This is a genomic window from Actinomadura pelletieri DSM 43383 (assembly GCF_003634705.1).
Classification (GTDB): Bacteria; Actinomycetota; Actinomycetes; order Streptosporangiales; family Streptosporangiaceae; genus Spirillospora; species Spirillospora pelletieri.
The window spans coordinates 659,197-685,110 of record NZ_RBWU01000005.1 but is presented as its reverse complement, the minus strand read 5'-3'; the positions used below and the strand labels follow the sequence as shown (position 1 = coordinate 685,110).

The 25,914-nt window shown below is 71.3% G+C and carries 18 protein-coding genes; 6 read left to right on the top strand and 12 right to left on the bottom strand.

Annotation, left to right across the window (positions count from 1 at the left end; genetic code table 11):
• Positions 1 to 52 precede the first annotated feature (52 nt).
• Positions 53 to 1,501 (top strand): proline--tRNA ligase, encoded by a 1,449-nt coding sequence (proS, locus tag BZB76_RS24840; RefSeq protein ID WP_246007169.1) that lies wholly within the window; start codon positions 53 to 55, stop codon positions 1,499 to 1,501.
• Between the two features lie 70 nt (positions 1,502 to 1,571).
• Here the strand turns inward: proS and BZB76_RS24835 are convergent, their stop codons facing one another.
• The 6 genes from BZB76_RS24835 to BZB76_RS24810 form a co-directional block, all read right to left on the bottom strand.
• Positions 1,572 to 2,078, bottom strand: a complete 507-nt coding sequence (locus BZB76_RS24835; RefSeq protein WP_121436774.1) for a DUF6328 family protein — start codon at positions 2,076 to 2,078, stop codon at positions 1,572 to 1,574.
• A 32-nt stretch (positions 2,079 to 2,110) separates the two neighbouring features.
• Positions 2,111 to 4,105 (bottom strand): SpoIIE family protein phosphatase, encoded by a 1,995-nt coding sequence (locus tag BZB76_RS24830; protein ID WP_121436773.1) that lies wholly within the window; start codon positions 4,103 to 4,105, stop codon positions 2,111 to 2,113.
• Positions 4,106 to 4,245: 140 nt separating this feature from the next.
• Entirely contained in the window at positions 4,246 to 5,091 is an 846-nt protein-coding gene (locus BZB76_RS24825; RefSeq protein ID WP_246007168.1) for an ANTAR domain-containing response regulator, read from the bottom strand.
• Between the two features lie 26 nt (positions 5,092 to 5,117).
• Entirely contained in the window at positions 5,118 to 5,537 is a 420-nt protein-coding gene (locus BZB76_RS24820; protein ID WP_121436772.1) for a CBS domain-containing protein, read from the bottom strand.
• 270 nt (positions 5,538 to 5,807) lie between these two features.
• The gene (locus BZB76_RS24815) at positions 5,808 to 6,434 is read right to left on the bottom strand and encodes a sigma-70 family RNA polymerase sigma factor (RefSeq protein ID WP_121436771.1); all 627 of its coding nucleotides are present in this window, start codon (positions 6,432 to 6,434) and stop codon (positions 5,808 to 5,810) included.
• A 452-nt stretch (positions 6,435 to 6,886) separates the two neighbouring features.
• A complete protein-coding gene (locus BZB76_RS24810; protein WP_211343161.1) occupies positions 6,887 to 10,036 on the bottom strand; it encodes a M14 family metallopeptidase in 3,150 nt (1,049 codons plus the stop codon).
• 337 nt (positions 10,037 to 10,373) lie between these two features.
• Between BZB76_RS24810 and BZB76_RS24805 the strand changes: the two genes are divergently transcribed.
• From BZB76_RS24805 to BZB76_RS24795, 3 genes are all read left to right on the top strand, one after another.
• Entirely contained in the window at positions 10,374 to 12,950 is a 2,577-nt protein-coding gene (locus BZB76_RS24805) for a SpoIIE family protein phosphatase (RefSeq protein WP_121436770.1), read from the top strand.
• Positions 12,951 to 13,065: 115 nt separating this feature from the next.
• Positions 13,066 to 13,938 carry a hypothetical protein gene (locus tag BZB76_RS24800; protein WP_246007167.1) on the top strand — a complete coding sequence of 291 codons (873 nt, stop codon included), beginning with the start codon at positions 13,066 to 13,068 and terminating at the stop codon, positions 13,936 to 13,938.
• A gap of 1,895 nt (positions 13,939 to 15,833) precedes the next feature.
• Entirely contained in the window at positions 15,834 to 16,607 is a 774-nt protein-coding gene (locus tag BZB76_RS24795) for a hypothetical protein (RefSeq protein WP_147449526.1), read from the top strand.
• Here BZB76_RS24795 and BZB76_RS24790 read toward each other — a convergent pair whose 3' ends face one another.
• The 6 genes from BZB76_RS24790 to BZB76_RS24765 all read right to left on the bottom strand — a co-directional run bounded on the left by BZB76_RS24790 (position 16,608) and on the right by BZB76_RS24765 (position 24,493).
• Positions 16,608 to 17,480, bottom strand: a complete 873-nt coding sequence (locus tag BZB76_RS24790) for a hypothetical protein (protein WP_121436930.1) — start codon at positions 17,478 to 17,480, stop codon at positions 16,608 to 16,610.
• 117 nt (positions 17,481 to 17,597) lie between these two features.
• Complete coding sequence (locus BZB76_RS36440) at positions 17,598 to 19,307, bottom strand: sporulation protein (RefSeq protein ID WP_147449525.1); 1,710 nt, start codon at positions 19,305 to 19,307, stop codon at positions 17,598 to 17,600.
• 1,136 nt (positions 19,308 to 20,443) lie between these two features.
• Positions 20,444 to 21,805, bottom strand: a complete 1,362-nt coding sequence (locus BZB76_RS24780) for a M16 family metallopeptidase (protein ID WP_121436767.1) — start codon at positions 21,803 to 21,805, stop codon at positions 20,444 to 20,446.
• On the bottom strand, positions 21,802 to 23,058 hold the full coding sequence (locus BZB76_RS24775) for a M16 family metallopeptidase (protein WP_121436766.1): 1,257 nt from the start codon (positions 23,056 to 23,058) through the stop codon (positions 21,802 to 21,804). The genes BZB76_RS24780 and BZB76_RS24775 overlap by 4 nt, the downstream gene beginning before the upstream one ends.
• Before the next feature lie 383 nt (positions 23,059 to 23,441).
• On the bottom strand, positions 23,442 to 23,795 hold the full coding sequence (locus tag BZB76_RS24770) for an STAS domain-containing protein (RefSeq protein WP_121436765.1): 354 nt from the start codon (positions 23,793 to 23,795) through the stop codon (positions 23,442 to 23,444).
• Positions 23,796 to 23,878: 83 nt separating this feature from the next.
• On the bottom strand, positions 23,879 to 24,493 hold the full coding sequence (locus BZB76_RS24765; protein WP_121436764.1) for an ATP-binding protein: 615 nt from the start codon (positions 24,491 to 24,493) through the stop codon (positions 23,879 to 23,881).
• A 271-nt stretch (positions 24,494 to 24,764) separates the two neighbouring features.
• Between BZB76_RS24765 and BZB76_RS24760 the strand changes: the two genes are divergently transcribed.
• Positions 24,765 to 25,586 carry a helix-turn-helix domain-containing protein gene (locus tag BZB76_RS24760; RefSeq protein ID WP_337959771.1) on the top strand — a complete coding sequence of 274 codons (822 nt, stop codon included), beginning with the start codon at positions 24,765 to 24,767 and terminating at the stop codon, positions 25,584 to 25,586.
• Positions 25,583 to 25,837: a DUF397 domain-containing protein gene (locus tag BZB76_RS24755; protein WP_420534817.1), complete on the top strand. Its 255-nt coding sequence runs from the start codon at positions 25,583 to 25,585 to the stop codon at positions 25,835 to 25,837. Before BZB76_RS24760 ends, BZB76_RS24755 begins: the two co-directional genes overlap by 4 nt.
• Positions 25,838 to 25,914: the final 77 nt, after the last annotated feature.

Genomic DNA, 25,914 nt, shown 5'->3' with positions numbered 1-25,914 from the left:
ATGCGCGGCGAAAAGCGTCGGTGCCCCTGTCGGCAGTCGGTACCCTATGGCCGTGAGTCGAGAAGGTGTGACGCCGCAGAGTGAGGATTTCTCCGCCTGGTACAACGAGCTGGTCGTGCAGGCGCAGCTCGTCGACCGCGGACCGGTGCGCGGCACGATGGTCATCCGACCGTACGGATACCGGGTGTGGGAGCTGCTCCAAGCCGACCTGGACCGGCGGATCAAGGAGGCCGGGCACGACAACGTGTCCTTCCCGTCGCTGATCCCGGAGTCCTACCTCAAGCGTGAGGCCGAGCACGTCGAGGGCTTCTCGCCGGAGCTGGCGGTCGTGACGCACGCGGGCGGCAAGGAGCTGGACGAGCCGCTGGTCGTCCGGCCCACCTCCGAGACGATCATCGGCGAGTACATGGCCAAATGGATCGACTCGCACCGTGACCTGCCGCTGCTGCTGAACCAGTGGGCGAACGTCGTCCGGTGGGAGATGCGGCCCCGGCTGTTTCTGCGCACGACCGAGTTCCTCTGGCAGGAGGGCCACACCGCGCACGCCGACGAGGACGACGCGATGCGCGAGACGATGTGGGCGCTGGACGCCTACGCGGGCGTCGCCAGGGAACTCGCGGCGATGCCGGTCGTGCCGGGGGAGAAGACGCCGGGCGAACGGTTCGCCGGAGCCGTCCGCACCTACACGCTCGAGGCCATGATGCGGGACGGCCGGGCGCTCCAGGCCGCGACGTCGCACTACCTCGGCACCAACTTCGCCAAGGCCTTCGAGATCCAGTACCAGGACGAGGCGGGCAAGCTGACGCTGGCGCACACCACGTCCTGGGGCATGACGACCCGGATGCTCGGCGCCGTGGTCATGACGCACGGCGACGACAAGGGACTCGTGCTGCCGCCCCGGCTCGCGCCGTACCAGGTCGTGATCGTCCCGATCGGGCGCAAGGAGCAGGGCGAGCAGGCCGCGACCGAGGCCCGCAGGCTGGGCGCGGCGATCAGGGCGATGGGCATCCGGGTGCATGTGGACGACAACCGTCCGCAGCTCTCCCCGGGGTTCAAGTTCAACGAGTGGGAGATGCGCGGCGTCCCGGTCCGCGTCGAGCTCGGCAAGCGCGACATCGACGCCGGTGTCGCCACCCTCGCCCGCCGGCTCCCGACGGTCGAGGGGCAGGGCAAGGAGCAGATCCCGCTGGACAAGCTGCCCGAGCTGCTGCCCGGGATCCTCGCCGACTTCCAGTCGTTCCTGCTGGCCAGGGCCGAGGCGTTCCGCGAGGACAACACCGCCGCCGTGGACGGCTGGGACGCGTTCGTCGCGCAGGTCGCGTCCGGGTGGGCCCGCGCGTTCCACTGCGGCGACACCGCGTGCGAGGACGACGTCAAGGCCGAGACCGCCGCGACACCCCGGGTCATCCCGGCCGACGCGCCCGACGAGACGGGCGCGTGCGTGAAGTGCGGGCGTCCGTCCGCCTACGGCCGGCGCGTGATCTTCGGCCGCGCCTACTGACCGAACCGGTCCCCGCGGCGAGACGACCCCTGACCCGGTCGGCCTTTGGCCGTACCGGTTCAGGGGCCGGTCAGGTGTCGCTGTCCTTGAGCTTGCGGCTCGCGGACAGCCGTGTCAGGTAGGGCTGGACGAACCACGCCCACCCGGACAGCAGCAGGACGACCGCGATCGTCACGACCGTCAGGGCCGCCTTCTCCTCCAGCGACTCGACGATCAGCGTGGTCGCCGCGGTGATCGAGATGCTGAGCGCGAACGCGCCGAGGATCCCGAACCGGTTCGCGCGGCGGATCAGCAGCGGCTTCTGCCCGAGCTGGAACAGGATCCGGTGCTGGAACACGGGGGCGATGAAGCAGATCGAGGCGAACGCCGCACCGAACAGGGCGATGTAGAACAGCGTCACTCCCGGGCCGTCGACCTCGTCGAAGTTCGCGGAGAACGGCACGGTGAGCAGGAAGGCGAAGAGAACCTGCACACCGGTGACCGCGACGCGGAACCCCTGGAGGAGTTCCATCAACTGTCGGTCGAGACGTTCGTGCTCGGTCTCGTTGCGGGGCTTGTCCGCAGGGTTCACGGTCATGGAAAAGATCTACCCTGCGAAACGGACATCAGTCAGGTAAGGGACGGTGGTTCCACCCGCATCGCCAGCATCGACACGTCGTCGCGAAGGTCACCGTCGCAGAACTCCAGCAGCACCCGCTCCACCCCGGCGAGCATCCCCTGGGGGGTGTCGCCCGCGTGCGCCGCGAGGGTCTCCAGCAGACGCTCCTGCCCGAACTCCTGCCGCATCATGTCGCACGCCTCAAGGACGCCGTCCGAATGCAGGATCAGCGTGTCGCCCGCGGTGAGGTCGACCGTGTCCAGGCCCGGCTCGAAGTCCTCGAACAGGCCGAGCGGGACACCGCCGCGGGCCGCCGTCCTGATCACGCCGTCCGCGCGGACCACGATCGCCGGGGGGTGGCCGGCCGTGCCGAGCGACACGATGACCTTCTCGGTCTCGACCGTCAACCCGGCCATGACGGCGGTGACGAAGCGGTCCTCGTCCAGCAGCGCCTCGTTCACGATGCCGAGCACGTCCCCGGGCCGCGACCGCCACCGGGACGCCAGCCGCGCGCAGTGCCGGGCCGTGGCCGTCACCGCCGCCGCGTCCTCGCCCTTGCCGCACACGTCGCCGAGGATCAGACCCCAGCCGTTCTCGGTGCGGAACACGTCGTAGAAGTCGCCGCCGACCTCCGAGCCGTGCGTCGCCGTCAGGTACTTCGCGGCGACGCTCACCCCCTGGATGGTCGGCAGCGCCCTCGGCAGCAGCCCGGCCTGCAACGTCTCCGCGACCTCCGCGCGGCGCCGGTACAGCCGCGCCGCCCTGATCACCAGGGCCAGATACCGGCCGAGGCGCTGGACGACACCGAGGTCCATGAGGTCGAACGGGCCGTACTCGCCGCTCGCCGCCAGCGTGATCGTTCCGATGGCGCGGTCGCCGTCCTCGATCGGGACGCTCAGCACCGAGGTCGCGCCGATCTTGCCGCAGACCGGATGGCCGTCCGGGCAGGTCCCGAGGACGTCGAGGCTCTCCACATGCGGCCGCAGCGCGCTCTGCCGGGTGACGAACACGGTGTGGGGGAGCGTGCCCTCGATCGGGTCGACCTCCTCCAAGGTCCGCGCGGCCTCCACGGAATGCTCGTCGTCCGGGCCCATCACGACCTGCCGTCGCAGCGGCGCCTTGCCCGCGACGTGGGCGCCCGCGGGCGCGGCCCCCGCCGGGCCGCCGCCGCTCGGCACGGTCAGATCGATGAACGCCCAGTCGGCCAGTTCGGCGGCCAGCAGCCTGGCGCACCGCCGGACCGCGACCGTCTCGTTGAAGACCGGCTCGTCCAAGAGCAGTTCGCTGGCGGTCGCGAGGACGTCCATCCGGTGCACGATCGTCGCGACGGCCTCGTCGTCGGCCGGGCCGCCCGATGCGCCCCTGGTCTGCGCGACCTTCGCCCGCGGGGAGCGCGCCGGGTCCTGCCCGTCCTGGGCGGCCGTGTCGTCGGTGGGGGTGTTCGTCGGACCTGCGGCCACCATGACCATCGGATCGGGTTCGCCGCGGATCCACACGCGCGCGAACGTCACCACGGCGTCCACCGGACGGTCCCGGCCCAGGAACCGGACCTGGACGCGGCGCCGCCGCCCCGTCCGGACCACCGCGGCGAGCTGCGACCGCACCGCCGCCCGGGTCGCCATGTCGCAGAACGCCGTGAACTGCTTGCCCGACACATAGCCCGACGACGTGCCGAGCAGCGTCGCCGCCTGCCGGTTGACCCGCCGCACGCTCGTGTTGCGATCCAACAGGAACAGCGGCACGGGGGCGTCCTGGAAGACCGTCCGCAGGACCCGCCGCTCGTTCTCGGCCGCCGCCGACCCGCCCTGCTCGCCGACGTGCTCGCCGCCCATCGTGCGCAGCACGGTCAGCGCCAGCTCCAACTCGACCAGCGCGGCGTCCAGCGTGACCCGGAGATCGGGTTCGGGCACGCCAGCGGCCTGGCGCAGCTCACCGATGCGCCCTTCGAGGTCTGAGATCTCCCGCATCAGGGTTTCGGGTTCGAGCTGGTCGGGCCGATCGTGCATCTGGTCTCCCTCTCATCCGGTCACACGGCGGAGCCGAGGTGGCCTCTGTCCTTCCGGGACCGGAAGATCGCCGGGCCGACTTCCGCGGTCCGGCAGTGCGCAGCTTATGCGCCGCACCCGTATGCGCCTAGATTTCCGCTCTACGGAAGCCCCTGGTGACCGACGATACGCTGGGCGAGCGCGGTGAGCTTCACATGACGTGTCTGTGAGATGCGCCGGAGCTCGGCGAACGCCTCGTCGGCGTCGCATCCGAGCGCGTGCATCAGGATGCCCTTCGCCTGGTCGACGATGGCCCGTGCCTCCACCGCCTCCTGCAACTGGATGGCGGTGCGGTGCACGTCGTCGTACTGCTGGGTGTTGCTGACCGCGGCGGTGCCCTGCGCGATCAGCAGGGACGCCAGCGCGTGCCGGCCGTCCCCGAGCGACTTCGGCGTCACCCCGTACAGGGTGAGCGTGACCAGGACGGGCGGGTTCAGATGCGGGGCCGTGGTGAAACATCGCACCCCGCGGCGCAGCATGTCGGACATCGCCTCCGGCCAGCGGGTCTCGCCGAGGATGTCGTCCGACGACAGTGTCCGGCGGTCCAGCACCACGTCGAAGATCGGTCCGTGGCCACGGGACAGTTGCCGGTCGGTCACCTCGGCGAGGTCGGGATGGCTGGCCGCGGCGGCCAGCGGCTCGGGCCGGGTCTCCTCCGGTGCCGGGACGTCCGGCGGGAACACCTCCGGGGCGGGCGTCTGCGCCGGGACGCGCGGAACCTCCCGGGACGGGTCGGGCGGCAGCCCGAGCGCCGACTCCGGATCGTTCCTGGTCGCGTCCGGCAACGCCCAGCGCACGCTCGCCGCGCCCGCGCATCCCGGGACGGCTCGCGAGGCGAGTTCCGTCACCCGGTGCAGGGTGCCGATGTCGGACGACTCCCCGACCATTCCGAGCCGGGCGATCTCCAACGCGAGCTGGTCCGTCAGGACCGTTTCGGTGGGTGTCACCCTTACGACTCTACGCGTCCGCCGCGCTAGTTGTTCGGGGGCGCCTTGCTGATCTTGCTGAGCGGACCGTCCTCTCCGTCGGCGAGGGCCAGGTCACCGATGGACACGATGCCCACCGGACGCTGCTCGTCGTCCACGACGGGCAGCCGCCGTACGGCCTGTTCCACCATCAGCCGGGCCGCCGTCACGGTGTCGTCGTCGAGTCGCAGGGTGGTCAACTCGGCCGTGCACACGTCCCCGAGGGGGGTGAGAGAAGTGTCACGGCTCTCCGCGACGGCCCGGACCACGATGTCCCTGTCGGTGATCAGGCCGCAGAGCCGTCCGGCGTAGGTGACCAGCACGTCCCCGATGCCCTGGTCCCGCATGACCTGGGCGGCCTCGTACAGCGTCGCGTCCAACGGCAAAGTATGGGGCTTGGCCGTCATCACGTCGCGGACCCTGTTCATGGTTTCTCTCCTCTGTCGGCCCTGGGTGGGCCTCCACCGTCGAGAAACGCGGGCGATCGCTGGCATCGCCTGGGCACGCCCGGCGGCTCGTTCGCGCGGGCGTCGGGTCGTTGCGTGGTGACGACGATGGGTTGGGGTTGATGGCTGACCGGATGAGTTTCGCTCTCGGTACCCGGTGGACAACCCCTCATGCACCGAACAGGACGATCCCGCAAGCACGGGGCACCTGCGGGATCGTGTTCTCCCGGATCCTCGGAAGAGGCCGGATGCTCAGGCGGCGAGCACGTGGTCGGAGAGGGCTTCGCGGAGTTGCTTACGACCGCGGTGGAGGCGGGACATCACCGTGCCGATGGGGGTGCCCATCATCTCGGCGATCTCCTTGTAGGCGTACCCCTCGACGTCCGCGAGGTACACCGCGTCGCGGAAGTCCTTGGGCAGGGCCCGCAGGGCCGCGGCGATCCCGGCGTCGGGGATGCGGTCGAGCGCCTCCGACTCCGCGGACCGGAAACCGGACGAGCTGGCCTCGGCCTGGGCGATCTGCCACTCCTCCAGTTCCTCGGAACCGGCGCGCTGGGGCTCGCGCTGCTTCTTGCGGTAGGTGTTGATGAAGTTGTTGGTGAGGATGCGGTGCAGCCAGGCCTTGAGGTTCGTGCCCTCCTGGAACTGGTGGAAGTTCACGTACGCCTTGGCCAGGGTCTCCTGGACGAGGTCCTCGGCGTCCGCGCTGTTGCGGGTCATGCGGACCGCGCTGGCGTACAGCGGGTCGGCGAGCGGCAGGACGTCGCGCTCGTAGCGCCGCGTGCTCTCGATGGTGGCGCGGTTCTTGGTGGCGCGGTTCTTGGTGGCGCGGTTCTTGTCGTCGCGTTCGGTGTCGCGGCGGATGGTGGCAGCGGTCATCGTTCGCTCCCCGTGGATAGTGGCCCGTGGCCGTACCGGTTTCTGGCGCGTGTTCGGGGGCACGCGCGGACCGGGCGGACGAACCGCCCACCGTCAGGTGATACGTGCCACCGTTCCCGGCGGGTTCGCGTGGGGCCTCGTTCGAGGGTCGGGCCGAGGCTCGTGCGTCGGATCGGCTGTGCCAGGGCGACCCCGTTCTGCGGGACGTCGCGGGCCGTGCTCGATCAGAAAGATTCCACCCGCCGGTGGTCTTCCTGTCTGGTAAGACGCGGGGGAGGGGGCGAATGGTTGCGTCCGGCCACGTGTCGTTCATCACATGCTGCTGCACACCAACTGGATCTTGCGATATGGGCCCGGGCCCGGGAGCCCGGCACGGCCGGGCTCCCGGGGGTTGTCTTCCTGGGTTGTCTTTCTGGGTTGTCTTTCTGGGTTGTCTTTCTGGGCTGGTCGGGTCAGTCGAGCAGATGGTCGAGGGCTCTGGCGACGAGGGCGCGCTGGTCCGCCGCCGGTGCCTGCTCGATGCCGAAGCCGAGCAGGACGGTGTCCCTGGTCGCCACCGCCGAGACGGCGTCGATCTGGGCCTGCGCGCGGACGAACTCGGAGGTGTTCCCCGGGCTGCCGGGCGGGGCGCCCTGGACGGCCCACGGGCCGAGTCCGGTCTCGAAGCCTTCGGCCTCAGGCTGACCACCGGACATGGTGAGCCTGGTGTCGTCGATGAACAGCCCGGTTCCGCCGGAGCCGGGGTCGCTCACATAGGAGATGGACACCTCGACCTTCTTGCCCGCGTAGGCCGACAGGTCGAACGCGACGGGCACCCAGCCGTTGGAGTTGCCGGTGATGGCGTTCCACTGGCCGGACGTCCCGGTGTTGCGGCAGGGGTTGCCCCCGGTCAGGTAGTGGCCGAGGAACGGGTGCATGGCCAGGAGGTAACCCTGTTCGCAGTCCGTCGGGACGTTGGTGCTCGTCCGGCCGTTCTTGTCCGGCAGCGTGGTCCAGTCCTCGGCCCCGGCGGTGTGCGCCTCGACGATGATGTTGTCGTAGCCCGTCTCGGTGCTGTAGGAGAGCTGGGCCTGGAGGGTCGGCGCCTGCGCGGCGGTGACCGTGGACAGGTCGACCGTCCGGGTCAGTCGCCGGTAGCTGGCGTCCTCGTGCGCCCCGGCCACGTACCACTGGCCCTCGATGGGCTCGGTGGGTGCGGCCGCGCCGGTGTAGTCGCCCGCCTTCCAGCTCTTGAACTGCGGGAAGTCGTCCTTGGGCAGGACGCTGGAGGTGACCTGGAATCCGCCCGCCTCGTTCACGGGGTTGGTCGGGGTCCCGGTCAGTTTCGAGGTGACGTTCTTGTACGGGGTGTCGGTCCCGGCGAACGCGGTCGGTGCGCCGACGAGTTGCCTGTCGTAGGCGCCCAGGTAGTACTGGAAGAAGTCGTCCGACAGCAGTTCGCAGTCGTCACGGAAGTTGCTCGTGACCACGCACGGCTTCTCGGGGTGGCCCTTCAGACCGTAGAAGATGCCTCCGCCGTTGAGACGGCTGACCGGGCCGTAGTATCCGGTCGTCTCACCGGCGTGCAGGAGCTTCCCGCCCTCGTTCAGGTAGGAGCGGACCGACAGGACGAGGTCCTTCGCGCGGTCGGCCACCTGCGAGTCGGGCTGGTCTCCGAGGTAGGTCTTCACCGGGTCGTCGGCGGGGTCCTGGGTGAGACGGTTGTCGCCCAGGTACCAGACGACCGCGTCGAAGTGGCCCAGAACGCCGAGGTCATGCGGGACGCCGTCCTTGTCGATGTCCCAGACGAGCGGCTTGTGCTTGGCGGACTTGACGAGGTCGGCGTACTGCTGGGCGTAGCGGGGCTTGTTCGTCCCGGCCGGGTACTTCGGATTGATTCCGGTGTAGTCCTCGTCCGCGATGACCAGGACATCGGCCTTCTGCCGGTCACGGACGGTGTAGGTGAAGTGCTTGCTCTCGACGACGCGGATGTTGTCCTTCCTGCCGCTGAACCACACCTCGACCTTGTCGCCGGGCTTCTGCCGTCTGACCTGGCCCCGGAACTCGCCGTAGTAGGTGTCGTTCTCGTCGCCGTACCGTTCGCCGCCGTCCCATTCGTGCACGCGGGTGGTCTGCTCGCGGCCGCCGTTGATCCGGTAGTGCAACTGCTTGTGCCCCAACGACCTGCGGATCACCGAGGCGACCTCCTGCGAGTCGCCGTACGACGTGGTGAACGCGTCGGTCTCGAAGTCGGGCGCGGTCCGTCCGACGGGGGAGACGGGCTCGTCCGGGTTCTGCGCGGACTTGCCGACCGCCAGGGCGAGCGGCAGGTTCTTCTGGAACTCCTTCTGGACGAGCGTCTCGTCGTCCGGGAACTCGAAGACGCTGCCGCAGTTCTCGGGCTCCCACTCGTCGTCCGGGTCGGACCGCGCGGCCGTCACGCAGGTCGCCATCTCCGGGGTGATCGACAGGGCGCCGTAGGCGTTGTCGGCCTGCCCGTCGGTCTCGCCGTTGGTGGTGTAGAGCTGCGCGCCGAGTTCCGGGGTGTAACTGGGGACGGCGGGGTGGTCGATGTCGCCGAGCAGCGCGTCGTGGATCGCGTCGTCGGGGCTGCGGGTCAGCGCCTGCCAGCCGACCCCGTGCAGCAGCAGTTCCGCCGCCGAGTGGTAGTTGATCAGGTAGGCCGGGCGGAGCCGCTTGTAGAGGTCCATCTGCGCCCGGGTCTCGGGCTCGGACGCCGGCGACTTGCCACGGTAGGTCTGGCTGGCGGGCTGCGGCGAGGAGCCCTCGTTGTCATAGCCCCACTTGTAGGGGAAGTTGCGGTTCAGGTCGATGCCGTCCGCGCCGGTGATCTGCCCGTCGCCGTCGTTGTCGCGGACGTTCTTGCGCCAGAGCCGGAACCCCTCGGTGAACGTCAGATCGTAGCCGTCGACGTTCACGACCGGGACGAACCACAGCTCGGTCGAGTCGACGATCTTGGTGATCTCGGCGTTCTTGCCGTAGCCCTCGACATAGTGGTGCAGCAACCGGCGCACCATCTCCGGCGTGATCCACTCGCGGGCGTGCTGCGCCGCCTGGTAGACCACGACCGGCCGGTCGGTCCGCTTGTGCCGCGCCACGTCCTTGGTCACCCGGACGGCGGTGATCGGCTTGCCCTGGACGGTCGTCCCGATGTCCACGGCGGCCGCGATGGACGAGTGGTCGGCCGCGACCTTCAACAGCTCCTCGCGGAGGTTGCCGGGGCCGGTGTAGGGGCGGAACACCTTGGGCGCGGCCGCCTTGGCGCGCTGCCTGGCGTCCTTGCCGCCGACCTTCTTCACGGTGAGGCCGAGCCCGTGCCGGTTGAGCGCGGCGGCCTGGGCGGCGCTCAGCACGGCCTCGACGTGGGCGCCGCCCTTCTTCTTGCTCTTGGAGAACCGGACGTCCTCGCGGTCGAGGCCGGCCGCGTTGAACAGCTTCACCTGGGCCGCGTCGAGGTCGGCCGCGTAGACGTCGACCGCGGCGCCCGCGGACGCGGGTCTCGGTGCGGCGTCGGCGGGAGTCGCCACCAGCGTTCCGAGCAGGAGCGCGGCGGCAGCGAGGAGGGGGGTGAGTCTTCGATGCCGGAACATCGTGCGCGACATGGCGCCTCCCTGACGGGGGGATCACAACGGTCGCGTGATCTTCTGCCGAGGAAAGATGGGTGTCAATGGGCCTTTAGCGGCATATGCCGCATTCGGTCATTGCCGGGGTCGGCCACCGGGGTCCCGGTGCCGGTCGCGGACGGGTCGGATACCGGGAACGTCTTCCGCCCTGGCCACTCCTGGCCCCTTGGCGCGCCCGGTTCGAGAGCGGGCGGCCACCTCCGGCCGCATGAGTTCCGCGGACTCCCAGCGACGATCCGCTTACACGAGGTAACCTCTCCTTTACCAAGAGTTGCCGGGAGCGCCTTGCCCCCTCGCTCTGGAGGAGGGAGACCGCGTGGTCATCGCCGACCTGCTGGGTGTCGCCCGGATGGCGGCCATCACCCTCGACGACGACGGCCGTGTCGTCCACTGGGACGACACCGCGACCGACCTGTTCGGCGTCGGGCGGCGTGAGGCCGTGAACCGCCCGCTCGGCCTGCTGCTGCGGCTGCCGCCCGAGGTCCGCGGCGTCTTCGAGCCGGAGATCTTCGGGCATGTGTGGTGCGGCGCCTGCACCGTCCCGCGCGTCGACAACGGCCGTCCCGTCGAGGTCGCCTGGTGGGTGTACCCGATCGAGTCCGGCGCCCCGGGCGACGGCCAGGGCACCCCGGGCGACGCCCAGGACGTCCGTGTGCTCGCCCTGGCGGCCGACCTGTGCAGACTCCGCAGGGACGGTCCCCGCGTCACCATCGGCGACCAGCCCGTCGAACCGCTCGACGGGTACACCCGGCACGCGTCCGGGGCTCGGCTGCTGCGCGTCGAACCCGTGCTGGCCACACCGTCGCTCCAACCCGCCTCGGCCCCGTACGCCGCCCCCTACGCCGGGCCGTTCGCCGCGCGCCTGGCCGAACTGCTCCCGGGCGTCGGCGCCGCGACGTCCGAATGGCTCGCCTCGCGGGTGCTCGGCCTCGGCTGCCCGGCCGTCTCGCTCGGGGTGACCGTTCCGCTGCCGATCGTCCCCTACACGGGGCGCGCGACGCCCGTCCCCGGCTCCGCCGCGTCGGTCCCCGGCTCCGCTGCGTCGGTCCCCGGCTCCGCCGCGTCGGTCCCCGGCTCCGCCACGTCGGTCCCCGGCTCCGCCACGTCGGTCCCCGGCTCCGCCACGGCCCGTCCGCAACCGCCCCACAGCTCACGCCCGGACGCGACGCGTCCGCCCCCCGACCCGAGTCCGTGCCCTGAGAGGGGATTGGAGACGATGGCCGTGCGGGAACCCCTGACCTATCTCGGCGAGGCCGGACAGCAGATCGGCAGCTCGCTCGACCACCTGCAGACCGCCCGGACCCTCGCCGAGGTGCTCGTGCCGCGCCTGGCCGACTACGCCGCCGTCGAACTGCTCGAATGCGTCGCCACCGACTCGGCGCCGCCCGCCGCCCAGATCGACGAGACCACGCAGATGCGCCGCGTCGCGGTCGTCCACAACGACGAGCCCGGACGCTGGGACGACGCCGTCCCCGAGGGCGAGGCCCTGCTGCTGCCGCCCGGCACGCCGTTCGTCCAGGCCATGCGGACGGGACGTCCCGTGCACATCCCCCGCGTCGGGGCGAAACGGGCCGCCGAGCTGTCCGCCCTGTTCGGCGACCGCGACCTGCGGGCGCTGTTCACCGGCCGGACGATGCTGGTCGTTCCGCTGATCGCGCGGGGACGGGTGCTCGGCACGTGCAAGCTGCTCCGCAAGCCCGACCGGGCCGCGTTCGGCGACCTCGACCTCGCCATGGTGGACGAGCTGGCCCGGCGCGCCGCGCTGTGCATCGACAACGGCCGCCTGTACCGGCGCGAGGTCCAGGTCGCCGAGGAACTCCAGCGCAGCATGCTGCCCGACGACCCGCCGGACGTCGCGGGCGCCCGCGTCCGGTACCGCTACCGTCCCGCCGAGCAGGCCGTCAACGTCGGCGGCGACTGGTTCGACGCCATCCCGCTACCCGGCTGCCGACTCGGCATCGTCGTCGGCGACGTGATGGGCCACGGCCTCACCTCCGCCGCGATCATGGGCCAGCTGCGCACCGCCGTCCGGACCCTCGCCGCCGAGGACATGCGGCCCGCGCGACTGCTGCGCCAACTCGACGGCCTCGCCCGCCGCCTCGGCGAGGGCTACCTCGCCACCTGCCTGTACGCGGTGTACGACCCGGTCGAGCGGCGATGCACGCTCGCCAACGCCGGGCATGTGCCGCCCGTCCTGGTGTCGGCGCTCGGTGACAGCCGCGTCCTGCAGCTCCCCTCCGGTGTGCCGATCGGTGTCGGCGGCGAGCCGTTCGAGGCGATGGAGGTCGAGGTCGAGGACGGGGCACAGCTCGTCCTGTGCACGGACGGCCTGCTCGAACGCCGCGACCGTGACATCGAAGAGGGGCTGGCCGAACTGCGCGAACGACTCGTCGACGCGACGACCGACCTCGACCTGACCTGCGACTCCCTCCTCGACGGCCTCGCCGCGTCCACGCCCGCCGACGACATCGCCATCGTCGCGGTCGGGTTCGACGGGATCCCCAAGGACGACGTCGGCACCTGGTCCCTCGCCCCCGAGCCGAGCACCGTCCCGTGGGTCCGCTCGCAGGTCGCCGGAAAACTCGCCGAGTGGAACCTCGAAACGCTCACCGACACCGTCCAGCTCCTCGTCAGCGAACTGGTCACCAACGCGCTCGTCCACGGCGCGGGCGCCATCGACCTCCGCCTGATCAAGGGCTTGAGCCTGCTCTGCGAGGTCTATGACGACGGCGCCGACCTGCCGAGACTCCGGCACGCCGACGCCACCGACGAGTCCGGCCGCGGGCTCCAACTGGTCAGCCATCTGGCCTCCCGCTGGGGAACGCACCGCGCCGAACGCGGCAAGGTCGTCTGGTTCGAACACGACTTCCCCCCGCCACGCCCGCCGGGATAGCGACCCCATGTCGGCCATGCGAGGCAAATGTCCCATTCGCGCCAGTTAGTTTTCTCCAGTCTCGTCCGGTCTCATCGATATTGTTGACATGCGCCGAGGCCCCACGGGGGAACAGTTGGGTGAGAAACTGACGCTGCCCGTCCCGGAAACGCTCTACGGCACCTACGCCGTGGCGCTCTCCGAGCCCATCACCGACCCCGCCCGGCTGGCCCGCGACGAGGTGGCACGCCGCACCGCGCCCCCGCTCCGCGACCGGGTCCTCGCCATGCTCGACAGCCCCATGCTCACCCTGGACCAGCGCCCGGCATCGGACTTCCCACCCCTACCCCGCGACCTCCTCGCCGCCTACGGCGCCGCCCCGTCCGACCTGGCGGCCATCGACACCGCCGCCCACCTCCTCGCCGTCCGAGCCGCCTACCGCCCCGGCCATCCCCCCGCCCACGAATGGTCGGCCCGCGCGATCGCCGGCGCCATCGCCGCCGCCCTGGCCACCCCCGTCATAGACGTGTTCACCCCCCAGGTCCTCGCCCTGAGCCACCTCGAACGTTCCCTTCCCGGTCCGGACGGCACCGTCCGGCTCACCGACTGGATGCTCCTCCCGCACACGTCCGGCCCGCGCGGCTTCTCCTTCAGCACCAGGGGCCTGGCCCGCTACGGCCTCCCCGAACTCCAGACCGACGACGTCCCACCCGCCCTGGTGGTGTCCTGGGGCCGCCTCCTCAACGGCCTCGCGCTCCGCGTCCTCGAACTCTGGCTGGACGAACTACGCGTCGAACAGCCGTCCGTCATCGACCTCCCCGAGATCATCTCCGTCGGCCTCCGCGACATCGCCGCGGCCGAGGGCACCGACGACCCGTCCCACCGCGAGGTGGCCGTCCGCCTCCACCTCGCCCCCTCCCCGGACCTCGCACTCGTCGCCCTCCCGGCGGAAGACGACCTCGAATCCCTGTGCGCCGCCCTCTTCGGCCCATCACAAAGCCACCGATGACCTTGCCCATGATCTTGATCTGAGCGCAGGATCGACACGTGAGATTCGGCCCGCGCGACCGTAGCCCCGAGCCCGAGGACCCCGACGCGACGCCACCTCCCGGCCCCTACCCGGAGGACGTCCACGTGGCGGGCAGAAGCTCCGCCCCCCGACCCAAGCCGGCCGACCGGCAACCCCCCGCCTCCCAACCCTGGACCCCCCACACCCGCCCACCCTCAACCTGGGCACCCCCCGCCCCACCACCACCCGCCCAGACCCCCCAACCCTCACAACCGACCGGCGCGACCACAAAACCCCCCGCCGGCTCCCCGCCACCACACGAGGCGCCAGGCGAAACGCGACCTTCACCACCACGCGAACGACCGACGGCCGTCCCATCCGATCCGTCCCCCGGCCCGCCGCAGGGCTGGACCCCACACGGCCCAGCCGGACCATCGACACCGCCCGGAGAGGCACCAGCCGCCTGGACACCCCCTGAACCGCCACCCGGCGAGGCTTCCTCGGCACCGGCCGCGCGACCACCGTCCCCCGGCGGCTACCCGTCGCCCTGGACACCACATGGCCCGCCCGAGCCAACTGTCGAGGTACCGCAGGCTCCAACACCAAGCCAACGATCGACACCTACGACCTACGGGCCTACCGAGCCGTCGGCCGGCGAGCGTTCAGAGTCCTCGGCATCGGAGGCGCGGTTGTCGTCGGCCGGTGAGTCGCCGTTGGGTTGGGCTCCGCGCGGGGTGGCCGGACCGTCTCCTAACGAGGGAGGACACCCTTCAGCACCGGGAGGACGACCGGCGCCTGGGCCGCAGGGGTCAGCCGGGCCACTGTCCGGTGAGGCTTCTGAACCCGCCGCCTCAGACACGCGACCACAATCGTCCGCTGGCTCTCCGTCGGCTTGGGTGCCGCGTGGGGTGTCCGGGCCGCCGGCTGCGGGGGTACCGCAGGCTTCAACACCGAGCCAACGACCGGCGCCTGGAAGCCATGGGTCTGCTGGGTCGTCGTCCGGTGGGGGTTCGGGGTCTTCGGCGTCGGAGGCGCGGTTGTCGTCGGCCGGTGAGTCGCCGTTGGGTTGGGCTCCGCATGGGGTGGCTGGACCGTCGTCTGGTGAGGGAGGGCGGTCGTCAGCGCCGGGAGGACGATCGGCGCCTGGGCCGCAGGGGTCAGCCGGGCCACTGTCCGGTGAGGCTTCTGAACCCGCCGCCTCAGACACGCGACCACAATCGTCCGCTGGCTCTCCGTCGGCTTGGGTGCCGCGTGGGGTGTCCGGGCCGCCGGCTGCGGGGGTACCGCAGGCTTCAACACCGAGCCAACGACCGGCGCCTGGAAGCCATGGGTCTGCTGGGTCGTCGTCCGGTGGGGGTTCGGGGTCTTCGGCGTCGGAGGCGCGGTTGTCGTCGGCCGGTGAGTCGCCGTTGGGTTGGGCGCCGCATGGGGTGGCTGGACCGTCGTCTGGTGAGGGAGGGCGGCCTTCAGCGCCGGGAGGACGACCGGCGCCTGGGCCGCAGGGGTCAGCCGAGTCGGTGCCCGGTGAGGCTTTCGAGTCCTCCGCCTCAGACACGCGACCGCTGTCTTCTGGTGGCTCGTCGTTGGGGTGGGTGCCGCGTGGGGTGGCTGGGCCGTCTTCTGGTGAGGGTGGGGGGTCTTCAGCTTCGGGAGGACGCTCGGTGTCGGGTGGGGAGCCGTTGGCCGGTGCGTCCTTTGGGGCGGCCGGGGCGTCGGGTTGGAGGGCTCGTGAGGAGGGTCGGGACGGGGTGGAGGAGGATCCGTTGACTTGGGGGCGGCGCGATGCAGGGGCCGAGGCGCCGCCTTCGTGGGGGCGGACCGTGGGGCGTCATGAGCGAGCCGATGAACCGTTCCTGCCGGGGAAGGGGTTGTCGGCCGCGCCGCCATCGGTGACGGTGCCTGAGCCGCTGCCGCGCCCGCGGGCCGTTGTGGATCCGCGGCGGCGCAGGGCGCAGGCGGACGCGTTCGTCGCCGAGTTCGTTGGTGGTGCGACGTGGCGGGCGACGCTTGCGGTGTTGGACGGAGCGTTCCCGGGGCTCGGTCTGGCGGCGACGCTCTCACGGCGGGCCGACGAGCTGTGGCGCATGGTCGACGCCGCCGACGGGAGGGCGGCGGCCAGGCTCGGGGTTCCGCTGTGGCTGGACGAGGCGGGCATGGTGTTCGACCTCAGCGCGCACCTGGGTGGGCGTGCCGTGCGGGCGCCGCTGGCGGGACGGGCCGCGCCACCGCGGGCGTCCAGGCCGTACGCGGGGGCGTTCGTCATCGACACGCTCGATCCGCTGCGGTACCACCGGGCCGTGGGCGGGCCGCGGGCGCCGCGTGCCCTGGCGGGCGACCATGTGCTGCCGGTGCCGGACGAACCCGAGGACGACGACACCGGAGTCGTGATCGTCGCGAACCTGCGGTCGGCGGGGGTGCGGGTGCTGGACTCGGCGGCGCTGTGGCGGTACGCGGGCCAGATGGTCACGGACACGCTGCACGAGGCGTCGCGTCCGGAGACGCGGGCTCGGGCACGCAGGGCGTTGCGGGCGTTGCGGCACGTCGTCTTCGTCGACCCGGACCTCGGTCTCGGGCTGTGCCTCCAGGTCGACGTGGCGCGGGTGCCGCGGTGTCTGCTGGCGTTCGGCGTGGACCGGACGGAGGGCCTGTCGCGCTTCGTCCGGCCTTGATCACTCGGCGGCGCGCAGCCAGGACAGGTCGCTCTGCCGGTCCGTGGGAAGGGCGCGGATGAGGTCCACGAGTTGGCGCGGTGGCGCGGGCGGCGCGTCGCCGTCCGGGACGACGCCGCAGACGAGCGCGTCCGGTGTTCCGGCGGCGGTGAACGGGCCGAACTGGACGACGCCACCGCCGCGCAGCGCCGCCAGCTCGGTGAGCAGCGCGCCGAGGGCGCTCGAATCGTCCGTGCCGCGGGCGTGGTCGAGCAGGTCTTCGGCGAGTTCCTCGGGGCGGCGTCCCGAAAGGTGGTACACCGTCCCGCGGTAGGTGCCGGTGGACTGCGCGGCACGCTGGTCGCGGACCCGGACGCGCAACCCGTACTCGGCGGCGCAGCGTTCGTAGGCGTCGGCGAGCAGCGTCTCACCCTCGCCCTCCTCGCTGAGCAGGACGCCGGTGACGACGCCCTCCTCGCGGTCCAGGCGGTCGAGCATCTCCCGGTGGAGTTCCACGACGTCCCGCTCCACCGCGTCCAGCGATCGGGCCAGCGCGCGCTGCGCCTCCCGGTCGAGGTCGAGGCCCGCGAGTTCGCCGGACAGGTCGTTGAACTGCTTCTCCAACCGCTCCACCCGGCCGGTGATGGAGTCGAGCCGGTCGACGATCTCGGTGGGCGGGTCCTCGGACTGCTGCGGCGGGATCGGGATGCCGGCGGGTTCGGTCGCCTCGTCCACCACCGCCTTCAACGCGTCGTGCCGGCGCGCCAGCTCCGACACCTGGCCGCGCAGCTCACGCAGTTCCGCCTGGGCGCGGGGCAGCCGCTTGTCGGACGCCAGGTACAGTTCGCGTCCGGCGATCGCGAGGCAGAGCAGGACCAGGATCACGGTGGTCATGGTCACGACGATAACCACCCGCGGCCCGATTGGCCGAGAGCGCAACGGATCTCGTCCGAATGACCCGACAATTTCCGGTGGCGTGTCGCCGCCGGAAATACTCGGGAGCGCGGTCGATCAGCCGAAAAGGCCGCCCAGCAGGCCGCCGAGGATTTCCGCGGCGCCGCCCGCGATCTCCCCGGCCACATTGCCCGCGACCTCTCCGGCGACGTTCCCGGCGATCTGTCCGGCGGCCTGGCCCGCGTATCCGGCGACCGCGTTGCCGAACGCGTCCACGGGATGGCCCGCGACGTAACCCGCGACGTTCTGCGCGTATCCGGCCGCGTCGCCCATCGCGCCGATCGCCATGCCGCCCGCGATCCCGGCCGCCGCGGCCCCGCCGACCACGCCGGCGGCTCCGCCGACCGCACCGGCGGCGGCGCCGTAACCGCGGTGCCCGTGGTGGCCGGGCGGACGGTGGTGATGGACGTGCACGGGCGGCTGACCCGGATGCCCGTGCGGCGCGGGCGGGTAGGGCATCGGCGGCGGTGCGGCGTGCGGCGGTGGGTAGGCGCCTCCCTGCCCGGGTGCCGGCGGCAGCGGGCCGCCCGGCGGCGTGTGACCGGGCGGCGTGTGACCGGGCGGCGTGTGACCGGGCGGCGTGTGACCGGGCGGCGGAGGCGGCGGCGGGCCGCCGTGGCCGGGCATGGGGGAGTGGCCGGGGAGGCCGCCCGGAGGAGGCGGCGGGAACGGCTGCCCGCCCGGGTGGTGACCCGGTGGACGGGCCGGTCCGGGCGGCGGCGCGTGGCCCGGGGTCTGCATGGCGGCGGGCGCATGGCCCGGAGTCTGCATGGCGGCGGGCGCATGGCCCGGAGCGGGTGCGGGCGGCGGGACGTGCGCGCCGCCGGGGTGACCGTAATCTCCGGGCCCGCCGTAGGACGCGGCGGGCCGTGCCGCCGGTGGAGGCGGCGGGAACGGCGACCCGCCCGGAGGCGGCAGCGGGCTCCCGTGCGTGGCGCCGCCGGCGGAGCCGGACCGGGACGATCGCGGCAGCGCCACCGCGGCCTCGAGCCACTGGTTGATCTTGGCGTTCCAGTCGGTCTCGGCGGCCTCCGCGTGCGACACCTGGAAGACGCCGAACGACTCGTCCGTGGGGGTCTTGCGGTCCTCGGCGCGGAGCACGAAGGCCATGCTGCGCGGGCTGGCGACGAAGCTCAGCCCGACCTTCTCGATCCGTCCCGCGTACGCGGAGGGCGGGTTGAGATGGATCTCCTGGTGGAACGGGAGTTGCTGGGACACGCCCCTCAGCTTGGACGACTCGAACGTGACATTGGTGATCTGGAAACCGAGCCGGGCGATCGCGGCGAGCACCCACTGCTGCGACTCCAGCGGCTCCACGGAGATCGGGTCGATGTCGCCGGGGTCGGGCTGCCCCTTGGCATCGACCTCCGTGCACATGCCGATGGTGAAGCCGGGCAGTTCGTGGCCGAGCACGGTCGTGAACGGCAGCTCGTACGGCAGCGGGATGGAGAACGCCAGGTCGCGCTGCTGCGCGGCCTCCAGCCGGAACCCGCGCGTGAGGGCGCCCCGGTACACCTCGGGTCCGGCCGTCTCACCGCCGTAGCCGTTCTGCATGCGCGGCATGAGCGCCAGCGTCACATGGCGGATCTCCACCGGTCCGGCTCCGCCGCGCAGGTGCACCTTGCCCGCCACGACGCCACCGGGTTTGCAGTTCGGCTCCGAGAGGATCGTGTCGACGGACGGCCCGCCGCCTGCCATCTGCCCGTAGGACACCGGCCGTTCCCTTCTCCCGACGGCGAGGACGTTCCCCGCACCAGTCGTGCGCACGGCTCTCCGTGACACCCGGTCACGGATTCCGGCCCATACATATGAGACTCACTCCACCATGCCACTGGTTTCACCCCGAGAGCGGATCCCGCCCCCATTTCACCCGACCACATCCCGACAAACCACCCAATACCGCCAACTACCTCGAACGTCGGACGCCCCGTCCCGACAACAACCCACAACCCGGTGTCGCCGCTATGCCAGACCACGGTGCCGGCCGATCACCACCGTTGTGGACGGGCTCAACCCTCGTGAAGGCGCCGCCGCCACACTCCTCGTTGCCCACCCAAGGACCTTCCAGCACACCACTCGCCCCCCGGTGGGCTCCCCCCGAAGTATCGGACGTCCCTTGCTCGACGGGCTCGAACTCGGTTTGGTGGTGTGCCGTGCGATGGTGCCGGTCGGCCACCGGGTTGTGGACGCGGGGTCCACCTGTTGGAGGTGACGCGGCCACGCTCCTTGAGGCGTACCTGAGGGCTTTCCGGCGCACCACTCGACTGTCGGTGGGCTTCCCCTCAGGCGTGTCGGGGCGTTCTTTGCTCGACGGGCTCGAACTCGGTTTGGTGGTGTGCCGTGCGGCGGTGCCGGTCGGCTACCGGGTTGTGGACGCGGGGTCCACCTGTTGGAGGTGACGCGGCCACGCTCCTTGAGGCGTACCTGAGGGCTTTCCGGTGCACCACTCGACTGTCGGTGGGCTTCCCTGCAGGCGTGTTGGACGTTCTTTGCTCGACGGGCTCGGGCTCGGGTTGGTGGTGTGCCGTGCGATGGTGCCGGTCGGCCACTGGGGTGTGGACGCGGGGTTCGCCTCTTGGAGGTGACGCGGCCACGCTTCTTGAGGCGTACTTGAGGGCTTTCCGGCGTGCCACTCGACCGTCGGTGGGCTTCCCCCGGAGTGTCGAACGTCCCTCGGCCGACAGGGCTGCCAGTTCGTGCTGGCGGTGTGCCGTGCGATGGTTTCGGGTGGTCGCCACGGTCGGGGTGTGAGTTGCTTCAGAGGCGTGTGGATGGGGTTGCTCGGTGACGTAAAGCGAGTTTCTCCTGGTTCACCCGAGGTTCGCCGGCCTGCCGCCCGGTGCCCGGTGGGCTTCTCCGGGGGCGGGCGGCTTCCGTCTTGGTGGCGGTTGGGTGGTGTGGGTTTACTCCTTGGTGGTTACGGTTACGGGGGCGTAGCCGAGGTTCTCCAAGGGGTCGCGGATTTGGGTGGCGTCGCCTACGGCGATGATGGTCAGGGCCTCGGGGTCGATGTGCTTGCGGTAGGCGTGGGCCACGCCGTCGGGGGTGGAGGCGCGGACGGCGGCCAGGTAGGCGCTGGGGTAGTCGACGCCGAGGCCGTTGGCGGACACGTCGGCGAGTTCGGCGGCGACGGCGCGGGCCGTTTCGTACTCGGCCGGGGCGCGGTCGGCGAGGGCGCGGACGGACGCGCCGTGCTCGTCGGTGTCGATGCCGCGGGAGACGATGCCGCGCAGTTCGGACAGGGCGTCCGTGACGGCGTCGGCGGTGACCTCGGTGTGCACGGCGCCCTGGGCGAGGAACAGTCCGCAGTGCCGCATGCGGAGCAGGCCCGCCCGCATTCCGTAGGTGTAGCCCTTCTCCTCGCGAAGTACCGCGTTGAGCCTGGACGTGAGGCCGCCGCCGAGGACGTGCGACGCGACCGTCAGTGACGGCCAGTCGTGGTGGGAACGGTCGGGGACGCCGTGCCCGAAGGCGAGGTAGGTCTGCACGGAACCGGGACGGTCGACGACGACGATCCTGGCGGCCGACTCCGGCATGATCCGGTCGGCGGTGGGGAGCGGTCCGCCGGTGCCCGCCCAGCCCGTCAGGGCTGCCGTGAGCGCCGCGTCGGCGTCCACCCCTGAAAGATCACCCGCGACGACCGCGGTGGCCTCGGCGGGCACCACGGAGCCGTAGAAGGCGCGGACGTCGCTCCCCTGGAGCGCGTCGACCGAGGCGCGGGAGCCGCCGGTGGGACGGGACGCGCGGGCCTGCGCCGGGAACATCACGGCGCGTACCTCACGCATCGCGCGGGTGCCGGGGTCGGCGTCCTCCTGCGCGATCTCCTCCAGGCGCTCGCGGACGAGGCGGCGGACGTCGGCGTCGTCCAGCGCGGGACGCCGGACCACCGAGGAGAACAGGTCGAGGGCCTGGTCGAGCCGCGTCACCGGGACGTCCAGCGCGATCCGCAGCGCGGTCAGGTCGGCGGAGGCGTACAGGCTGGCGCCGAGCCGTTCGAACGCGGCGGTCAGCGCGGTGCCGCCGCCGGGCTCGGTGCCCTCGAGCAACGCGCGTGCCGCGAGGGTGGCGACGCCGTCGAGATCGCCCGGTTCCCGGCCGGCGCCCGCGTGCAGGACGAGCCGGACGGCGGCCAGGCGACGTCCGGGCAGGTCGCAGCGGAGCGTGCCGGGACCGGCGGGGACGCGGCCCCCGGTCGCGGCCGGGAACGCCCATGCGGGGACGGGCCCGGGGACGGGACGGGGCTGGAGGGTCAGTCCGGTGCTCACGAGGCGCCTCCGTAGGTCAGGGCGGTGCGGGCGCCCGGCCCGAGCCACCGGCCCGCCATCTCCTTGATCGCGTCCGCGGTGACCGCGGCGGCGCGGCCCGGGGCGGTGAAGACACGGGCCGGGTCGTCGAACTGGGTGGCGTTCTGCGACAGGGCGTTGGCGAGCCCCGTGACGGTCTCGGTCTGCTCCAGAAAGCCGCGTTCGGCCTGCGCGGTGGCGCGGGCGGTCTCGTCGGCGTCCGGGCCCTCGGCGGCGAACCGTTCGAGTTCCTCGTCCAGCACGGCGGCGATCTTGTCCGGTTCCGGCCCGACGGCATCCACGATCGCCAGGGACGGGCCGGACGCCAGCCGGGTCACGCCCGCCCACACCTCGGTGGCGATCTCGTCGCGCCGCACCATGCGGTCGTACAGGCGGGAGCCGGAGCCGCCGCCCAGGATCTCGACCGCCAGTTCGGCGGCCTCCACGTCGTCGCCGCCGTCGGTGGGCAGCGTGAACATCGCGAAGTAGGCGGGGGACGGAACGTCCTCGTCCAGCACTTCCTCCCGGACCCCGGTCAGCGGGCCGAGGTCGCCGGACCGCGCGGGCGGCTTCTCCGGGCCCGCCGGGATGCCGCCGAAGTAGCGCTCCACCGCCGCGATGGTCTTCTCCGGGTCGACGTCGCCGACGACGGACAGGACGGCGTTGCCCGGCGCGTACCAGGTGGCGAAGAAGTCGGCGCAGTCGTCGAGGGTGGTGGCGTCCAGGTCTTCCATGGAGCCGATCGGGGTGTGCGCGTACGGGTGCCGCTCGGGGAACGTCAGCGCGCACAGCCGCTCGAACGCCGTCCCGTAGGGCTGGTTGTCGTAGCGCTGGCGCCGTTCGTTCTTCACCACGTCGCGCTGGTTGTCGAGATTGGCCTGGGTGAGCGCGGCGGGCAGCGTGCCCATCCGGTCGGCCTCCAGCCAGAGCGCCAGCTCCAGATGGCTGACCGGGACCGTCTCGTAATAATTGGTGCGTTCGAAGGACGTGCTGGCGTTGAACGCGGCGCCCGCGCTCTCCAGCAGCGCCGCGTGTTCGCCTTCCGCGACGTTCGCCGAGCCCTGGAACATCAGGTGCTCGAAGAGGTGGGCGAGGCCGGTGCGGCCGGCGCGTTCGTGCCGCGAGCCCACCCCGTACCAGATGTTCACGGCGGCCAGTGGTACGACATGGTCTTCGCAGACCACCACGCGGAGGCCATTGCCGAGCGTGTGCTCATGCAGCGGCTGTTCTGCCACGGAGCGCTCCCGTCCGTTCGATGGGTCGGCCGGCGGACAGCACCGCGCGCGTCGGCGGGACATGCCCAGGCGGCGGGCTTGATCTCGGTTTCACCGTACCGGGTAGGTGCGGCCGTGGGCGCGTCCGCGCGAACTGTGGATAACTTCGGCGATCGGCCGGACGCCGCGCGGTCACCGGACCCCGCGCGATCGGTCGGACCCCGCGCGATCGGTCGGGCGCCGCGCGATCGGTCGGGCGCCGCGCGATCGGTCGGGCGCCGCGCGATCGGTCGGGCGCCGCGCGATCGGTCGGGCGCCGCGCGATCGGCCGGACGCCGTGGGGTCACCGGACGCCGCGCGGGTCACCGGACGCCGCGCGAGTCATGAGACCGCGCGGGGGGTGTTCACGAGGTGGCGGACTCGTGCGCGGCGATGGCGTCGTCCAGTGACCGGTACAGGACGAAGATCTTGGTGAGCTGGGTGATGTGGAAGACGCGGCGCACCCGGTCGTTGACGCCCATGAACGACATCGAGCCGTCGCGGGCGCGGAGCCGGTGGTAGACGCCGACCAGCACGCCGAGGCCGGTGGAGTCGAGGAAGGTGACCTCGCCGAGGTCGATGACCAGGTGGGAGCCGCCGTCGTCGATGATGTCGAGCAGCGCTTCGCGTAGCCGGGGACTGGTGAAGACGTCGATCTCACCGTTGATCTTGACGACCGTGAGGCCCTTTTCGACACGGTGCTCGACGGCGAAGACCACCGATGCTCCTCTCTGCCGGTCATCTCCTCATGACCCGGGTGGGGACCTTCTTGTTACCCGTGTGGTCCGCCGTTACGCACCCCTCAACCGGTGTGGAACAGGGCCCACACCACCTTGCCTCTCGGCAGTGTGCGCCACCCCCATCGGGAGCTGAACGACTCCACCAGGTGCAGGCCGCGGCCGGTCTCGGCGATGTAGTCCGGTTCCCTGCGGCGGGGCGCGGCACGGCTCGCGTCCATGATGCCGCAGAGCAGCCAGTGGGCGTCGAGGCCGAGTCGCAGCCTGATCGCCGACGGCGCGGAGCCCAGCGGGTCGGCCGGGTCGCCGTACACGCCCTCGTGGTGTACGGCGTCGCCCGGCCGACCGTTCGTCCCCCCGCTGTGCCGCAGCGCGTTCGTGACGAGTTCCGACACGACGAGGCCCACGTCGTCGGCCAGTTCCGGCAGCCGCCACTCCATGAGGCGCGACACCGCGAAGTGGCGGGCCGCGGTGACCGATTCCGGATCCGGTTCGACCGTGTAGGAGACCGTGGCGCCCCGCAGCTCGGTCAACTCCCGGACGGCCGCGTCCAGGCGTGGCGGCAGGTCAGCGGACTCCGGGACGGGGATCGAGGGCGCGGCGCGGTCGTGCGGGTCGGCCGGCCCCGCTACGGGGCCGAGCTCCCACCGCGTGTCGTCGTGCGCATGGCGTGACGTCATTCCAACCGGACCCCGCAGAGTGATCTCGTTGTGCAGCCGTGCTCGGAAGTCTCGTGCGTTATCCTGCGCATCGTAGCGTGCGAATGCAAGGCCCAATGCACGTGCATCTGCTTCGGCAGAGCGCGGGGAGGCGTGGAGGGCGCGGAAGTGATCGGAGGTAGCCGCAGGACACAGATGCCAGTGACACACTAGGTTCGCTGTCCGCCGAATAGCCGGGAGGTTGGGCGTGACTCCAGAGACGCCGGGAAGCGGGTCGACGGTTCGCCGGATCCTGCTCGGGTCGCAACTTCGCCGTCTGCGTGAGCAGAAGGGCGTGACCCGTCAGGACGCCGGCTACGTCATCCGCGCGTCGGAGTCGAAGATCAGCCGCCTGGAGTTGGGGCGAGTCAGCTTCAAAGAACGAGACGTGGACGACCTGCTCTCGCTGTACGGCGTCAGCGACGCGACCGAACGCGAGGCGCTGCTACAGCTTGCGCGGGAGGCCAACACCCCCGGATGGTGGCACCGGTACAACGACGTGTTGCCGAACTGGTTCCAGACCTATGTCGGTCTGGAGGAGTCGGCGGCGTTGATCCGCACGTATGAACTGCAGTTCGTCCCGGGACTGCTGCAGTCGGAGGGGTATGCGCGCGCGGTGATCCGCCTGGGCAACGCCGGAGCCACAGCACAACAGATCGAACAACGCGTGGAACTTCGCCTGCGACGGCAGGAACGACTCACGGGCCCGGAAGCGCCGCGCCTGTGGGCGGTGGTGGACGAGGGGGCGCTGAAGCGTCCCATCGGAGGCCCGGAGGTGATGCGGGGACAGTTCGAACATCTCATCGAGATGTCGAAACTGCCGAACGTCACCATCCAGATCATGCCGTTCAAGTTCGGGGGCCACGCCGCCGAGGGAGGCGCGTTCACGATCCTGCGCTTTCCCGAGCAGGACCTGCCGGACGTGGTTTACGTCGAGAACCTCACCGGCGCGATGTACCTGGACAGGCGCGACGACGTCGACACCTATCTGCAGGCGATGGAACGTCTGTGCGTCGACAGTGCGACCCCGGAGAGCACCGTCGAGCTTCTCGGTGATTTTCTCAGAGAGACATGATGCTCCAAACCGACTACGACAACGGGATGCCGGCCGCCAACCTTCACGGGGCCCGGTGGCTGAAGTCCCGGCGAAGCAATTCCCAGGGGAACTGTGTTGAGATCGCCGAACTGCCCGACGGGCAGGTGGCGATGCGCAACTCCCGTCATCCCGACGGTCCCGCGCTGATCTACACCCGCCCTGAGATCGAGGCGCTCATCCTTGGAGCCAAGGACGGCGACTTCGACCATCTCATCGCATCCAGTAACTGAAGACCGCCAACCACAGCCGATGACCGGCGAACGGCCGCCGACCGAGCGTGCTACAGGAGAACGAGGTTCTCACCTCG

Coding starts and splice junctions, on each gene's coding strand:
- BZB76_RS24810 (WP_211343161.1), bottom strand. CDS start 10,036: ATGTCGCGCACGATGTTCCGGCATCGAAGACTCACCCCCCTCCTCGCT.
- BZB76_RS24835 (WP_121436774.1), bottom strand. CDS start 2,078: ATGACCGTGAACCCTGCGGACAAGCCCCGCAACGAGACCGAGCACGAA.
- BZB76_RS24820 (WP_121436772.1), bottom strand. CDS start 5,537: ATGAACAGGGTCCGCGACGTGATGACGGCCAAGCCCCATACTTTGCCG.
- BZB76_RS24815 (WP_121436771.1), bottom strand. CDS start 6,434: ATGACCGCTGCCACCATCCGCCGCGACACCGAACGCGACGACAAGAAC.
- BZB76_RS24830 (WP_121436773.1), bottom strand. CDS start 4,105: ATGCACGATCGGCCCGACCAGCTCGAACCCGAAACCCTGATGCGGGAG.
- BZB76_RS24765 (WP_121436764.1), bottom strand. CDS start 24,493: ATGACGTCACGCCATGCGCACGACGACACGCGGTGGGAGCTCGGCCCC.
- BZB76_RS24755 (WP_420534817.1), top strand. CDS start 25,583: ATGATGCTCCAAACCGACTACGACAACGGGATGCCGGCCGCCAACCTT.
- BZB76_RS24790 (WP_121436930.1), bottom strand. CDS start 17,480: ATGACCACCGTGATCCTGGTCCTGCTCTGCCTCGCGATCGCCGGACGC.